16 protein-coding genes are annotated in these 13,523 nt (G+C 68.5%); 9 read left to right on the top strand and 7 right to left on the bottom strand.

Translation table 11 applies throughout. The features are described from left to right. Positions 1 to 11: 11 nt before the first annotated feature. Together L107_RS05030 and L107_RS05025 are read right to left on the bottom strand one after the other, a co-directional pair. Positions 12 to 1,214 (bottom strand): DegT/DnrJ/EryC1/StrS aminotransferase family protein, encoded by a 1,203-nt coding sequence (locus L107_RS05030; RefSeq protein ID WP_159816723.1) that lies wholly within the window; start codon positions 1,212 to 1,214, stop codon positions 12 to 14. A gap of 53 nt (positions 1,215 to 1,267) precedes the next feature. Continuing rightward, entirely contained in the window at positions 1,268 to 1,852 is a 585-nt protein-coding gene (locus tag L107_RS05025; protein ID WP_159816722.1) for a thioredoxin family protein, read from the bottom strand. A gap of 79 nt (positions 1,853 to 1,931) precedes the next feature. Between L107_RS05025 and L107_RS05020 the strand changes: the two genes are divergently transcribed. Beyond that, positions 1,932 to 2,540, top strand: coding sequence for a hypothetical protein (locus L107_RS05020; RefSeq protein WP_236550515.1), 609 nt, complete (start codon positions 1,932 to 1,934; stop codon positions 2,538 to 2,540). Positions 2,541 to 2,559: 19 nt separating this feature from the next. On the opposite strand, the gene L107_RS05015 is transcribed toward L107_RS05020, so the two are convergent. Next, positions 2,560 to 3,237: a 4'-phosphopantetheinyl transferase superfamily protein gene (locus L107_RS05015; protein ID WP_159816721.1), complete on the bottom strand. Its 678-nt coding sequence runs from the start codon at positions 3,235 to 3,237 to the stop codon at positions 2,560 to 2,562. Positions 3,238 to 3,348: 111 nt separating this feature from the next. On the opposite strand from L107_RS05015, the gene fabI reads away from it, so the two are divergent. The 3 genes from fabI to L107_RS05000 are packed head-to-tail and all read left to right on the top strand — an operon-like array spanning position 3,349 to position 6,344. After that, the gene (gene fabI / locus L107_RS05010; RefSeq protein ID WP_159816720.1) at positions 3,349 to 4,131 is read left to right on the top strand and encodes an enoyl-ACP reductase FabI; all 783 of its coding nucleotides are present in this window, start codon (positions 3,349 to 3,351) and stop codon (positions 4,129 to 4,131) included. 49 nt (positions 4,132 to 4,180) lie between these two features. Continuing rightward, on the top strand, positions 4,181 to 5,146 hold the full coding sequence (locus L107_RS05005) for a hypothetical protein (protein WP_159816719.1): 966 nt from the start codon (positions 4,181 to 4,183) through the stop codon (positions 5,144 to 5,146). Between the two features lie 40 nt (positions 5,147 to 5,186). Continuing rightward, positions 5,187 to 6,344: a glycosyltransferase gene (locus tag L107_RS05000; protein WP_159816718.1), complete on the top strand. Its 1,158-nt coding sequence runs from the start codon at positions 5,187 to 5,189 to the stop codon at positions 6,342 to 6,344. Here L107_RS05000 and L107_RS04995 read toward each other — a convergent pair. Continuing rightward, entirely contained in the window at positions 6,335 to 6,937 is a 603-nt protein-coding gene (locus tag L107_RS04995; protein WP_159816717.1) for a carbonic anhydrase, read from the bottom strand. The two genes, L107_RS05000 and L107_RS04995, sit on opposite strands and share 10 nt — an antisense overlap. A 112-nt stretch (positions 6,938 to 7,049) precedes the next feature. On the opposite strand from L107_RS04995, the gene hisB reads away from it, so the two are divergent. The 3 genes from hisB (at position 7,050) to L107_RS04980 (ending at position 9,493) form a co-directional block, all read left to right on the top strand. Then, positions 7,050 to 7,724, top strand: a complete 675-nt coding sequence (hisB, locus tag L107_RS04990) for an imidazoleglycerol-phosphate dehydratase HisB (RefSeq protein WP_219904201.1) — start codon at positions 7,050 to 7,052, stop codon at positions 7,722 to 7,724. Positions 7,725 to 7,766: 42 nt separating this feature from the next. Beyond that, entirely contained in the window at positions 7,767 to 7,925 is a 159-nt protein-coding gene (locus L107_RS04985; RefSeq protein ID WP_159816716.1) for a hypothetical protein, read from the top strand. An 86-nt stretch (positions 7,926 to 8,011) separates the two neighbouring features. After that, positions 8,012 to 9,493 carry a carotenoid oxygenase family protein gene (locus L107_RS04980; RefSeq protein WP_159816715.1) on the top strand — a complete coding sequence of 494 codons (1,482 nt, stop codon included), beginning with the start codon at positions 8,012 to 8,014 and terminating at the stop codon, positions 9,491 to 9,493. Between the two features lie 30 nt (positions 9,494 to 9,523). Here the strand turns inward: L107_RS04980 and L107_RS04975 are convergent, their stop codons facing one another. Together L107_RS04975 and L107_RS04970 are read right to left on the bottom strand one after the other, a co-directional pair. Then, positions 9,524 to 10,417 carry a glycosyltransferase family 32 protein gene (locus L107_RS04975; RefSeq protein ID WP_159816714.1) on the bottom strand — a complete coding sequence of 298 codons (894 nt, stop codon included), beginning with the start codon at positions 10,415 to 10,417 and terminating at the stop codon, positions 9,524 to 9,526. Between the two features lie 41 nt (positions 10,418 to 10,458). Continuing rightward, a complete protein-coding gene (locus L107_RS04970; RefSeq protein WP_106221013.1) occupies positions 10,459 to 10,623 on the bottom strand; it encodes a Nif11-like leader peptide family natural product precursor in 165 nt (54 codons plus the stop codon). Between the two features lie 80 nt (positions 10,624 to 10,703). Between L107_RS04970 and L107_RS04965 the strand changes: the two genes are divergently transcribed. Next, a complete protein-coding gene (locus tag L107_RS04965) occupies positions 10,704 to 11,000 on the top strand; it encodes a YciI family protein (protein WP_159816713.1) in 297 nt (98 codons plus the stop codon). Continuing rightward, the gene (locus L107_RS04960) at positions 11,000 to 12,235 is read left to right on the top strand and encodes a glycosyltransferase family 4 protein (RefSeq protein ID WP_159816712.1); all 1,236 of its coding nucleotides are present in this window, start codon (positions 11,000 to 11,002) and stop codon (positions 12,233 to 12,235) included. The genes L107_RS04965 and L107_RS04960 overlap by 1 nt, the downstream gene beginning before the upstream one ends. On the opposite strand, the gene L107_RS04955 is transcribed toward L107_RS04960, so the two are convergent. After that, complete coding sequence (locus L107_RS04955) at positions 12,208 to 13,317, bottom strand: glycosyltransferase family 4 protein (RefSeq protein WP_159816711.1); 1,110 nt, start codon at positions 13,315 to 13,317, stop codon at positions 12,208 to 12,210. The two genes, L107_RS04960 and L107_RS04955, sit on opposite strands and share 28 nt — an antisense overlap. Positions 13,318 to 13,523: the final 206 nt, after the last annotated feature.

Here is a 13,523-nt window from a genome sequence, read left to right as displayed (position 1 = left end):
AGGGGGCTGTCTCAGGCGACGACCGCTTCGGCCCCCACCAGGCTGCGCACGGCGGCGATGACGCTGTCCTGCTGCTCGGTGGTGAGTTCCGGGAAGATCGGCAGGCTGAGCACTTCGGCGCAGAGCCGTTCGGTGATCGGCAGGCTGCCGGGCCCGTAGCCGAGGTCGGCGTAGGCGGGCTGCCGGTGGATGGGGATCGGGTAGTAGATGATCGTCGTCACGCCCGCCTCCTGGAGCTGCTGCTTGAGCCAGTCGCGGCAGCAGGCCTCGGGCAGGCCGTAGCTGGCGCTGTCGGCCGCCGGGGTGCAGCGTCCCCCGCAGGCGCTGGTGGCGGCGGGGCAGCGGGGCACCCGCACCACGAACTGGTTCCAGCTGTGGCCCTCCGGTCCGGGCGCCGCGGGCACCAGGCCCGGCAGGCCCGCCAGTTCCCGCTGGTACCGCTCGGCGATGGCCCGACGCCGCTCCACCCAGTCGGCCAGGTGGGGCAGCTTCACCATCAGGACGGCGGCCTGCATGGCATCGAGGCGGCTGTTGTAGCCCAGATCGGTGTGCAGGTAGCGGCGGGGCATGCCGTGCACGGCCAGCTCCCGGATCCGCTGGGCCAGCTGCGCGTCACCGCAGACCACCATGCCGCCGTCACCGGCCGCGCCCAGGTTCTTGGTGGGAAAGAAGCTGAAGCAGCCGGCGTCGCCCCAGCCGCCCACCGGCCGGCCGGCCCAGCTGGCGCCGCTGGCCTGGGCGCAGTCCTCGATCACCCGCAGGCCATGGGCGGTGGCGATGGCCATGATCCGCTCCATGTCCACCGGCCGGCCGAACAGGTGCACGGGCATCAGGGCCCGGGTGGCGGGGGTGATGGCGGCCTTGATCCCCTCCGGATCGATCAGGTAGGTGTCCGGGTCCACGTCCACGAACACCGGCGTGGCCCCCACGGCGCTGATCGCTTCGGCGGTGGCGAAGAAGCTGAAGGAGCTGGTGATCACCTCGTCACCGGCGCCGATCCCCAGGGCCCGCAGGGCCAGGACCAGGGCATCGGTGCCGCTGTTGCAGCCGATGGCGTGGGGGACCCCGCAGGCCTCGGCGAAGGCGGCCTCGAAGCCGCTGATGGTGCTCCCCCCGATGTACTGGCCACTGCGCAGGACCTCCAGAACGGCCTGATCAAGGGCGTCTCCCAGCTGCTGCAGTTGCTCGCTGAGACTGAAGGGGGGCACATGCATGGCGGCAACATTAAGCCTGCGGATCCGACCGCCGGGGGCGGCCCCTGGAAGCGTCAGCCGCTGAACCAGGGGGGCTCGGCTCCGGCCCGCCACTTGATGTTGCAGCCGATGGCCGGCCGCTGCGGCTCCGGCACCGGCCGCCCCTCCAGCAGGGCGGTCACGGCCGCCCGCAGATCCCGGCCGTCGCAGGCCTCGCCGCCGGGGCGGCTGCCATCCAGCTGGCCCCGGTAGGCCAGGCGGTGCGCCCCATCGAAAAGGAAGACGTCCGGGGTGCAGGCGGCCCGGAAGGCGCGGGCCACGTTCTGGTCGGGGTCCTGCAGGTAGGGGAAGGTCCAGCCGCAGGCCTCCGCCTGGGCCGCCATCCCCGCCGGCCCGTCCTGGGGATGGCTGGCGGTGCTGTTGCTGCAGAGGCCGATCAGGCTCACCCGCCCCTCCAGGTCGCCCTGCAGCCGGGTGAGCTCCGTCTCCACGTGCTTCACGAACGGGCAGTGGGGGCAGAGGAACAGCACCAGCACCGGCCTCCCGGCCAGGGCGGCGGCCGCGAGCGGACCGCCCCTGACCGGCCGCAGAGCGGCCTGCATGGCGGCCAGCGGCAGGGGTGTGCCAAGGGGCAGCATGGTGGAGCTCGTGAGGACCATGGCTGTGCTGCCGCCCTTGCTGCAGAGCGGATGGGGGATAGCGGGTCAGGATCATCGCCGCCACCGAGCCGTTCCCGCCGTGCCGCCGCCGAGCCCGCTGGCCCGCCGCCCGCGGGCGACCCTCCCGCCGGCCTCGCGCCTGCTGGCCCTGCCGCTTCTGGCGGCCCTGCTCGCCGGCTGTGTACCCGCCGATCAGCGCCCCAGCGGCCGGGTGTACCCCCTGCCGCGACACCAGCCCAATGACGGGCTCGCCGTGGTGAGCCGGCCCGGCGGCGAAGGCCTGCACATCTGGATCGAGACGGACACCGCTCGCCCGGGGATCTGCCGGCCGCGCTGGCTCCCAGACGCCGCCCGGCTGTCGGGTGGCAATGGCCCCCATCCCACCAGCTTCGGGCTGGCCCCCCGGGAGGAGTTCTTCCAGTCCCTGGAGCGGGGCAGGGTGCGCCTGGCCCTGCGGCGCCAGATGGAGGCGCTCTGCCGCCAGCGGGCGCCCGGCAGCACCTTCCTCTGGGAGCCGCCGCCGCGGACGGCGGCCGAGCACCGGCCGCCGGTCCTGCCCCTGCTGGAGGAGCCCGATCTGCTCAGCGATCCCCGGGCGATCCGGCGGGCCGAAAAGCAACTGCTGGGGCTGCCCCTCAGCCCCGAGGACCTTGAGGAGCCCGGGGCGACGGACCACGGGGGCTGGTGACGCCCACCGCCCGAGCGGCTCAGGCCAGGGCCGCCGCGCCCACGTACCCCTCCGGCAGCACCAGGGGCCAGACCACCGGCTGCGGTTCCCCCGGGGCGGGAGGCGGGCCGAACAGACCCTGGCCCCTGGCCTTGAGCTGGGCCTCCAGCCGGCACCAGGCGGCCAGGAAGGCTTGCTCACGCCGCGGCTCCGGCAGGCGGCCGATCGCCTCCCGCTCCCCCGGCGGCAGGCAGCGGCGGGCGATGCTCTGCCACTCCGGCACCGGTCGCCGCTGCTCCACATCCACCCCCACCGGCCGCCGGGGGTGAAAGCCGAGAAGGATCAGGTCCCCCGAATGGGAGACGTTGAAGCGGGGGGCGGCCGGCGGCGCGGTAAGCAGCTCCGGCTTGCCCTGGGGACCACTCCCCAGCACGAGTCCGGCGGGGTCACACCCCAGCCAGCTCCCCAGGAACAGCCGCAGGGCGCCGCGACCGAGCAGGAAGCGCTCGCCATCCCCCTCGCCCCGGAGCCGGCCCAGCCGTTGCCGTTCCCCTGGATCCAGCAGATCCCCCAGGGGGGACCGCAGCGCCCGGACGTCCGGGTCGCGGCGGTCGATCAGAACCAGCAGGGGAGGTCCCTCGGGCCCAACGGGGGGCCAGGGCGGCGGGGCCGGGGCCGGGCCCGTCCGCTCTGGCCAGCGTTGGGGAATCAGGCCCATCAGCTCCCGTACCGGCCGCCGTCGGACCCGGGCGAGGGCAGGCAGGGGGCCCCCGCGGGTGGGGGAGAATCGCCGCACTGCATTCCTTCGCCCTCCGGCGCTCCGTTTCCCATGCTCCTTGATCTGCGCGGCAAGAAGGCTCTCGTCACCGGCATCGCCAACAACCGCTCGATCGCCTGGGGCATCGCCCAGCAGCTGGCGGCGGCGGGCTGCGAACTGGGCATCACCTACTTGCCGGACGACCGGGGTCGCTTCGAGGGCAAGGTGCGCGAACTCACCGCCCCCCTGAACCCCACCCTGTTCGAGCCCCTCGATGTGCAGAACCCGGCCCAGATCGAGGCCCTGTTCCAGCGCATCGCCACGCAGTGGGGAACGCTGGATGTGCTGATCCACTGCCTGGCCTTCGCCGGCAAGGATGAGCTGGTGGGAGATTTCAGCGCCATCAGCCCGGAGGGCTTCGCCCGGGCGCTGGAGGTGAGCGCCTATTCCCTGGCGCCCCTCTGCCGCCATGCCAAGCCCCTGTTCAGCGCTGGGGCCAGCGTCATCACCCTGAGCTACCTGGGCGCCGAGCGGGCGATCCCCAACTACAACGTGATGGGGGTGGCCAAGGCGGCCCTGGAGGCCTCGGTGCGCTACCTGGCGGCGGAGCTGGGCCCAGAGCGGCAGGTGCGGGTGAACGCCATCAGCGCCGGCCCGATCCGCACCCTGGCCAGCTCGGCGATCGGCGGCATCCTGGACATGATCCACAACGTCGAGGAGAAGGCCCCCCTGCGCCGCACCGTCACCCAGGACGAGGTGGGCGCCACGGCCGCCTTCCTGGCCAGCCCCCTGGCCAGCGGCATCACCGGCCAGGTGATCTACGTGGACGCGGGGTACTGCATCACGGGAATGTGATCCGGCCCTGGCTGCTTTCGGCCAGAGGACGGTCGGCACTGGAGAGTCCTTGAGCGATGCCATGCAGAGAACCATTGTCGATAAGGGCATTGCGGGGCTTGGTAATCGCCTTCAGGTCCTGGGCCATTGCTGTGATCTCTCCAGCCGATTCAACGCTGTTCTGTGTGTTGACTGGACCCATAATTCATGGAATGATCTTTTCGAGCACTATTTTTCGCTGGCGTGCCCTTCGGAGCCGGCCTTTCAGCGGTCTGAAGGTGATTTCGGCCATGTGATCCCGCCGCGATATACGAGTTGCATCACGCAAGATCCCCTGAAATGTGAGGCCTTGCAGCATGGAATGTTTCTGACCGACCAAGAGCCAGCCCTGGACGGACCCTGGGACACCTTGGTTGTCTGCCGCTATCTCGCGCGCTACTCCAATCGTCTCTTTCGGCTTCTTCGCTTGCATCGAGAGGTCAGGAAGGCAGTCGTCGATCGGATGGGCGACCTGGGCCTGGCGCCGAGCAGTTATGACTGTTGGCATGTGCGTCATACGGATGCCTCGGGTGGATGCCCTCTCGACATTCTGAAGGCCATTGCACACTCTCCAAGTAAGCGGAAGAAAGTTGTGATCACTGACAGCGTGGAGGTTGTCGGCTTATGTGTGCCCTATGGAATCATCTGCCCATCCATCATCCCTGTGGTCAAGAGCGGCAGCCGACATGGGGTTCATCATCTCGGAGAGGCCCAGCTTGGCCAGCAGGGGTTGGTCAAGCAGGACGTCAATCGTTCAGCTGTGGTGGACCTCATGATCGCTGGTCTGGCCTGTCAATTCTGGGGAACTTGTCAGCAATCGACATTCAGTGAATTCATCTACCGTGGCAGAATTGTTTCTTGGTTTGATGCGGCGATTTTCGGTCAACGATTGAGCCTGCTTTGCTGGGCCAATGCCCACGTCGCCAGTCTACTGTTGCGTTGCTACCTTAGTTACAAGATTCGCTGGGGGCGGCGCCTGGGGTGGATTGTCCAATGATTCACCTTTTGTGTCTCGAAGACTCTCGGACGTGATGACGTTGCATCTTCCGGCTGGTCCTTCCACTCCCCGCAACCTCTCCCACGTTCTGCTGTTCTGGTTCGGCGATGACTGGGGGGTGTACGGCCGCACCTACGAGCAGATCGCCACGACGCTGAGCCGATGTGACCATGTCAAGCAGGTGCTGGTCATCCTGCCCTCCTCGAAGGGGGAGACGCTGGCCACATCCTTCCAGGTCATCTCCGACAGACTTGCCGTCGCCCGTCTCTACTGGAGACCGGGTGGGATCAGCCCCTGGCGGCCACGAAGTCTCGGTTCGCTGCTGAAGCTGCAGCGGGAGCGCATCGCCCTGGGGAGACGGATTCGATCCCTGGGGTTCCGGAAACGGAACACCCTGCAGTGGTTGTTTCCGCCCCATCCCGTCCTGGATGAGCTGGTGGCTCAGGTGCCTGCTGCTGCCCGGATCATCCAGATCGTGGATGATTTCACATTGGTGGACAAGACCGACTGGTACTACCCCTTTGCGGTGGATCAGTATCCGCGCCTCGGGTCGATGGCCGACCTGATCGCCGTCACCTCGAAGGCAAATGAGGACAAGTTCTCGCCCCAGGCTCCCTGTGTCCGGATTGATCAGGCCGTCAGCTCGGCGTTCCTGGCGCAGGCCTCCGACTTCCAGCCCGCTGGCCCCCAGCCGGTTCTGGGCTATGTCGGCACGTTCTGGGATCGCACCGACATCGATCTGCTGCGCAGGATCGCCCTGGAGCGCCCCCACTGCCGGCTGCTGCTGGTGGGTCCCGAGCTCAACCGGCGCCTGTCGGACTCCGGCCTGCTTGGCCTCGCCAATGTGGAGTGGCTGGGGAGCCTTCCCAATGATCAGGTGCCGATGCAGCTGAAGCGGATGAATCTCTGCCTGATTCCCCATCTCGATACGCCCTTCTCGCGGTCGATGAGTCCGCTGAAACTGTTTCAGTACATCGCCAGTGGCAAGCCGGTGGTCTCCTCCGCCGTGGAAGGGCTGGAGCTGGCTGAGGATCTGATCCGGATCGAGAAAGATCCCGCTTGCTTCCTTGAGGCCATCGATGAGGAGCTGGCCTCCGACAGCCTGGAGAAGTTCCGTGCGCGGGTGGCCTTCGCCGCCGCCCAGACCTGGGAAAGCCGGGTGGAACGGATCCTGGCGGCTCTGCCGACTCAGCCCTGAGGCATCGGCATCAGGGTCCCCATCCATTCGATGCTGGTGGTGTGCAGGTTGTAGTACGCCGCCTCCACCTGCAGCCGGCCCGATCGGAGCCTGTCGGTGAGCATCACGCTGGAATCGACGAGGTTGCGGGCGGCGTTGAGGGTGTGACGCCGGCAGGCCTCCTCCAGGTTGTGTGCGCCACCGAGGCTGAACAGCTCCATGCGCAGCTGGCCCACCACCTGGGACAGGCTCGGCGTCAGGTTGAGGTCCCGGTCGAAGGCGGCCGCCACCGCACCGCAGGCGGCGTGGCCGAGCACCACGATCACCGGCACCTCCAGGTGACTCACGGCGTACTCGAGCGAGGCGATCGCGGCCACGGTGCTCATCGTGCCGGCATTGCGCACCACGAACAGATCGCCGAATCCCGTGTCGAACAGCAGCTCCACCGGCACCCGCGAGTCGGCGCAGCCCAGGACCGCCGCCACGGGAGCCTGGCCCGCTTCCACCTCCAGCATCCGCAGGCGATCGCTGTGGGGGTGGAGCACATGGCCGTCGAGAAAGCGCTGGTGCCCTGCACGCAGCTGATCGAGGACGGCACCGGGACGGTCATGCATGGGACTCACCCCACCACCCCTGGCGGCCCGGCGCCGTAGCGCTGCACACCGTCGCTCCCCCGATCGCCATGGGCGCACCGGACCGACGGAGCGCGGTCTCTGGGGCTTTGGCATGATTCAGGTCCGGCCCGTCGCCTTCGCCCGCGTGTCCATCAGCTCTTCGCGCACCGGCCCTGCACGCACCGGCGAGGTCCATCGCGTCACCGGTGAGACCGACGTGCACGTGGCCCTCGATCTCGATGGCACCGGCCGCGCCCAGGTGGCCACCGGCGTCCCCTTCCTCGACCACATGCTCCACCAGATCGCCAGCCATGGCCTGCTGGATCTGGAGATCACCGCCCGGGGCGACACCCACATCGACGACCACCACACCAACGAGGACGTGGGGATCGCCCTGGGCCAGGCCCTGGCCCAGGCCCTGGCCGACCGGCGGGGCATCCGCCGCTTCGGCCACTTCCTGGCCCCCCTCGATGAGGCCCTGGTGCAGGTGGCCCTCGACTGCTCCGGCCGGCCCCACCTCAGCTACGACCTGGCCATCCCGGCCCAGCGCATCGGCACCTACGACACCGAACTGGTGCGGGAGTTCTTCGTGGCGGTGGCCAACAACGCCGGCCTCACCCTGCACATCCGCCAGCTGGCGGGGGTGAACTCCCACCACATCGTCGAGGCCGGATTCAAGGCGTTCGCCCGCGCCCTCGACCAGGCGGTGGAGATCGATCCCCGCCGTGGTGGGGCCGTGCCCAGCAGCAAGGGGGTCCTCGAGCGTGCCGGCCACGCCGGTGTCTGACGGGGTCGTCGCCACTAGCATCGGACCATCCGTGCACACGCCATGCGTACCCTCCTGCTGCTGATGGCGGGCTTCACCGCCGCCGTTGCCGTGGCTGCCCCGGCCCGGGCCGCCGACTGCCTGCCGGGCCAGGTCCAGGCCGCCCCCTGTGCCGTGTCCCAACCCCCCTGCCCGGTGGTGGAGCTGCCCTGCGAGGCCTGAGGCCGGCACGACCGCCCACGTCTTCACACTCCGTTACGTGATAATCGAAACAGCGCGCTGCGCTGTTCTTTCCGTGGGTTGATCCGATGACCGTTGCCTCCCCCGCCGCCGCGGCCTCGCCTGCCTACGACCGCGCCGACTGGGCCAGCTCCTTTCGCAACGTCAGCGTCGAGCTCAGCGACGAGCCCCTGATCGCCGCCCGCGGCGCCATTCCGGCCGAGCTGAGCGGCACCCTTTACCGCAACGGGCCCGGCCGGCTGGAGCGGGGCGGTCACTGGGTCCATCACCCCTTTGACGGTGATGGCATGGTCACGGCTCTGCGCTTCTCCGAAGGCGGTGCCCGGCTCAGCAACCGCTTCGTGCGCACCGAAGGCTGGCTGGCCGAGGAGAAGGCCGGCACGGTGCTCTACCGGGGGGTGTTCGGCACCCCCAAGCCGGGTGGTCCACTGGCCAACGCCTTCGATCTTCGCCTCAAGAACATCGCCAACACCCACGTGGTGCGGCTCGGCGACCAGCTGCTCGCCCTCTGGGAGGCCAGCTCCCCCCATGCCCTCGATCCCGTCAGCCTCGAGACCCGCGGCCTGACCCTTCTGGACGGGGTGCTCAAGCCGGGTGAGGCCTTCAGCGCCCACCCCCGCTTCGATCCCGGCCACCACGGCGCACCCCGCATGGTCACCTTCGGTGTGAAGGCCGGCCCGCGCAGCACCGTGCGCCTGATGGAGTTCGCCGCCGACGGTCCCGAGGCCGGCACCCTGCTGGCCGACTCCAGCCACAGTTTCGGCGGTTTCGCCTTCCTGCACGATTTCGCCATCACCCCCAACTGGGCGGTGTTCCTGCAGAACGCCATCGACTTCAACCCCCTCCCCTACGTGCTCGGCCGCAAAGGGGCCGCCCAGTGCCTGAAGTCCCGGGCCGGTGCCCGTGGCCAGTTCTGGCTGATTCCCCGCCAGGACGGCGCCTTCGCCGGCCAGGAGCCGCGGGTGCTGGAGGCTCCGGAAGGCTTCGTGTTCCATCACCTCAATGCCTGGGAGGACGGCGACGCGGTGGTGGTCGACAGCATCTTCTACGCCGATTTCCCCTCGATCGGCCCCGACCAGGACTACAAGGAGGTCGACTTCGATCGCATCCCCGAGGGCCTCCTGGAGCGCTGCCGTCTCGACCTGGCCAGCGGCACGGTCACGGCCACGCGGCTGAGTGAGCGCACCTGTGAATTCGCCATGGTGGCCCCCGCCCGGGTGGGGCTCGAGAGCCGCTACGGCTGGATGGCGGTGGCCGAGCGGGAGCGGGGCAACGACCCTCTGCAGGCCCTGATGAAGCTCGATCTGGCCAGTGGCGAGTCCCTGGTCTGGAGTGCGGCGCCCCGCGGGTTCGTCAGCGAGCCGATCATGGTGCCCCGTCCCGGCGCCACGGCCGAGGATGACGGCTGGGTGCTCGGCCTGGTCTGGAACGGCGCCCGCAGCGCCAGCGATATGGTGGTGCTCGATGCCGCCTCCATGGATGAGGTGGCCGTGCTGGAGCTCCCCCTGGCCATCCCCCATGGCCTGCATGGCAGCTGGGTGGCGGCCTGAGGTCGCCTGTTCCGGCGTTCGCCCGGGGGCTCAGCGCCGCAGCAGCCCCCGCAGGCGGCGCGCCACCTTTCGGATCAGGTTGAGCACGGGCCAGAGCAGGGAGAGGGGAAAAGGCTGGCGGATCAGCGGGGTTTCGGCCTTGCGGTAATCCCTGTAGAGCCGCCGGTGGGCGTTGGGGTCGGCCGAGCCGTCAAAGAGGCTGTAGCGCAGGCCGACCTCTTCGCTGCCCACCAGGCGCCGGTGGGGATGGGCCGCCAGGATCGGATGGATGCTCTGGGTGTACGCGACCGGGCCGGTGGTGCAGATCACCGCCTCCCAGGGATGGGCGAAGGCGAAGGGATCGAAGCGATCGATGTTGCTGAGCACCGCGGCGATCACGGCGGCCAGAAAGGGATGGCCCGGGGAGGCGATGACGTGCCACTGCTGGAATTCACCGCCCGGGATGGCGGCCAGCTGCCGGTGGGTGCCCCAGCCGGCATGGGGACTGCCGGGCGAATGGTCCCACTGGCTCAGCAGGTAGGCATCATCGTCGCGCAGGACGTCGGACAATGGCCGGGTGACGCCGACCTTGACGTCCAGGTAGACACCGCCGAAGTGGTAGATGCAGAGGTAGCGGAACAGATCGGCGCGGGCGGCACCGTAGGCAGGATCAATCCGCCGGTAGCGGGCCAGGATCGCCTCGCCGTAGATCTCGCCGATGAGGCGCTCACGATCGTGATCGTCGTAGAAGCGATAGGTGAAGTCCGGGTTGAGGGCTTCGATGGCGCGGCAGTTCTCCTCCAGCACCGCCGGCATCCGGCTCCTGCTGCTGAAGGTCTGGTGGATGATCCGGGGGATGCCGCGGCTGGCCGGAGGATGGGTGGCCAGGGACGCCCCTGGCAGCAGCCATGCGCTGACCGGGTACGCTTCTTTCCGCGCCCGCATCGCCTCCGCCATCGTCCAGCCCCGACAGGCCCTGTCCGGCCTCAGCCGCGGGAGAAGCGGCTGAAGGTGGCGGGGGAGAAGGTATGCCCCTCGGAGAGCGCGATGGCCACCACGGCATCGGTGTCGGCGGCGGCTTCCACACGGGCCTTCAGGGCAGGATCGGCCGCCACCTTGGCGAGGAACGCGTTGAGCTGGGATTTCGACATGGGACCATCGACGACGGACTCTCCGTCCTACTCCCTTCCGGAGCGTGGCCCGGAGCCCGATGCGGTGTTCCGTTCCTGCCATGGCCTGGTTCATCAAGACCGAGACCTTCCGGCTCCCCGCTGATGCGGTGATTCCCCACCTGCAGGAGCATCGCCGCTGGGTGGAGCGCCTGCGCCAGGAGGGCCTCAGGATCAGCAGCGGCTACCTGGTGGACGACCAGGGGCGGCCCGGCGGCGGCGGCCTGCTGCTGCTCGAGGCTGCCGACCATGATGCAGCCCTGGCCCTGGTGCTGCAGGATCCGATGGTGCTGGCGGGGTGCGTGCACTGGCAGCTGCAGGGGTGGCGGCCGGCGGTGGGGGACCTGGCGGTGTCCTGATGGCGGACCGGCGTCTCCTGGTCATCTCGAGGATCGGCGTCGGCCCCCCCTATGCCGGCAACCGCAGCCGCCTGGCCGCGTTGCTCGACGACCTGCGGGCCCTTGGCTTCGAGCTCCACTTCGCCGGCGTCGATCTCTCCGCTGAGGAGAAACGGGAGACCCGCCAGGCTGTGGACCACTGGATCCACGACTTCGTCTGGCCCGAGGGCGGCCGCCGCCCGCTGGCGCAGCGGATCCGGTATCGACTCGGAGGGGCATGGCAGGGGCTCCGTTGTCGCTGCAGCCCCGGCCGGGAGCGGAGCCTCCCCATCGGCAACCACCCGCTGGATGACTGGTTTCATCCGAGCTGGCTGGCTGAGGCGCGCCGTCTCCAGCGCGCCGGCCACTACAGGCGCGTCTTGGTGTCCTATGTGATCCATTCCGCCTTCTTGGAGGCGTTCGACGACCGCTGTCTGAAGATCCTGGATTGTCATGACGTCTTCACGGATCGCAACGCCCTGCTCCACGAGGCGCAGCTGGATCCGGATGATTTCTGGATCTCGCTGAACCAGGGGGATGAGCGCCGGGGATTGCGGCGTTCCGATGTCATCCTCGGCATCCAGGAGCGGGAATCCAGCTACTTCCAGCGCCTCACCCATGGCCGGCGTGTCGTCAGGACGGTGGGCCACATCCTTCCATCCGACCCCTTGCCCTTCTCCGAAGATCAGGTTCCCGTCGTGGGCTATCTGGCCTCGGCCAATCCCCTCAACCGGGTGGGACTGAACTGGTTTCTCGAGGAGGTGTGGCCCCAGGTCAAGGCCAGGGGTGGCGTCGGCCGGCTGGTGGTGGCCGGTGGAATCTGTGGGGCCATGCCCTTCCCTGAGGAGGTCCAGCGCCTCGGGATCGTGACGTCACCCCGGCAGATCTATCAGCAAGCGCTCTTCATGATCAATCCCATGCGTTCGGGCACCGGACTGAAGATCAAGACGATCGAAGCGATGGCCCACGGCCGGGCGATCGTGACCACTCCGGCAGGCGTGGAGGGGATGGCGCTGGCACCGGGGGTTTCGGTGGCCGGAACGGCGGACGATTTCGCGATGGCCATGCTCGCCTACCTGCGGGACCCTGCGGAAGCCCGCACCGCCGGTGCCGCTGCAGCGGAGCATCTGGGGGGCCTGCGCCATCAGGCGCGGCAGGCCCTGCTGGAGGCCCTCCACACCCCTCCTCTTCAACGGTTTCGGCCGGCTTTCCGGTAGGCCTCGGCGATCGGCTCGGCCATGGCCGCCCAGGTCAGGGTTCTGCCGAGGCGGCTGTTGTGGGAACGCATCCCGGCGAGATCGCGCCCCTCGATCCTGGCCAGGGCCTCCGCCAGGAGGCCGGGGGCGTAGTACTCCGCTCCGGCCTCACCCGGCAGGTCGTAGACCCTGGCGGCATCGGGGAGCACCATGGGACAGCCGAAGGTGAGCGCGAGCGAGACCACCCCCGAGGTGAGGGTGGCGGTGTAGGGGGCTACCAGCACATCGGCGAGGGCAAAGAGGGCGGACACATCGTTGTCCGACACGTAGCCGATGCGCAGGCGAAGGCGTGGGTCCTTCGCGGAGGCTTCGTTGAGCCATTCCGTCGAGACTCCCGGGATGGGGGCACCGGCGATCAGGAGCCGGCAATGGGATCCAGGCTGGTGGCGAAAGGCCTCCACAAGCGACTCGAGACCCTTGTAACGACGGATGTTGCCGAAGAACAGGAAGGTGAAGTTGACCTTGCTGAGGTCTGTTTCCCTGGCCAGGGTTTCCACCCGGGACGGATTGGGCGGATAGTCCTCAGGGTAGGCGGCATGGGTGGCCACAATCGCCTTGCTCTGGAGCGGGACGGCGTATTCCTCTTCGGCTCGGGCAATCGATGATCTGCTGTGGAAATGAATGCCGTTGGCAAATCTGGCGATCAGTCGGCGCATCTTCCGCTCCCTGGCGGGGTCTGGGCATTCGTGGCTGATCAGGTTGTGAACGGTCCAGAACAGACTTCCCCCCCGCAGCCTGAACAATCCCAGGTCGCAAAACATGAGAACGTACCAGACCAGAAATCGAATACTGGAATGGGCGTAGACGGCTTGATCCGTCAGCCCGTTCAGCCAATGCAGGTGAATGATCACATGCCTGGAATGCAACCGTTGCTGCCGAAAAAAGGCCCCCAAGAGCGGCGGGGGATCCTTGACGATGACGCGGAAGCCCTGCTGGATGAGCGCTTCGGCAAGCCGCTTCTGGTAGGGATTGAATCGTCGCTTGTCGGGGAGGAAGACCACCGTCTCTCCCGTCCCTTGTCCGCCCTTGTCGAGAACTGACATGGCTGGACAGCAGGACGGCTTCATCCCAGCCAAGGATACAGGCCCCGGCCTCCGGTCCAGGCTGGCCTCGGCCAGCGGCTGGATCGACAGCTTTAGAATCAGAAATCGATGGCCGACTCGTCCTGCCGTGACTGAATCAGCCAGGACGACGGATTCAGCCGACCCAACGGACCAACGTCAAAGTCTTTTCGTCGTCGGTTCTGAAG

Origin of the sequence: Cyanobium sp. Copco_Reservoir_LC18 (genome assembly GCF_009834675.1) — a bacterium.
Taxonomy (GTDB): domain Bacteria; phylum Cyanobacteriota; class Cyanobacteriia; order PCC-6307; family Cyanobiaceae; genus Cyanobium; species Cyanobium minutissimum.
This window is presented reverse-complemented; position numbering and strand designations above follow the sequence as displayed.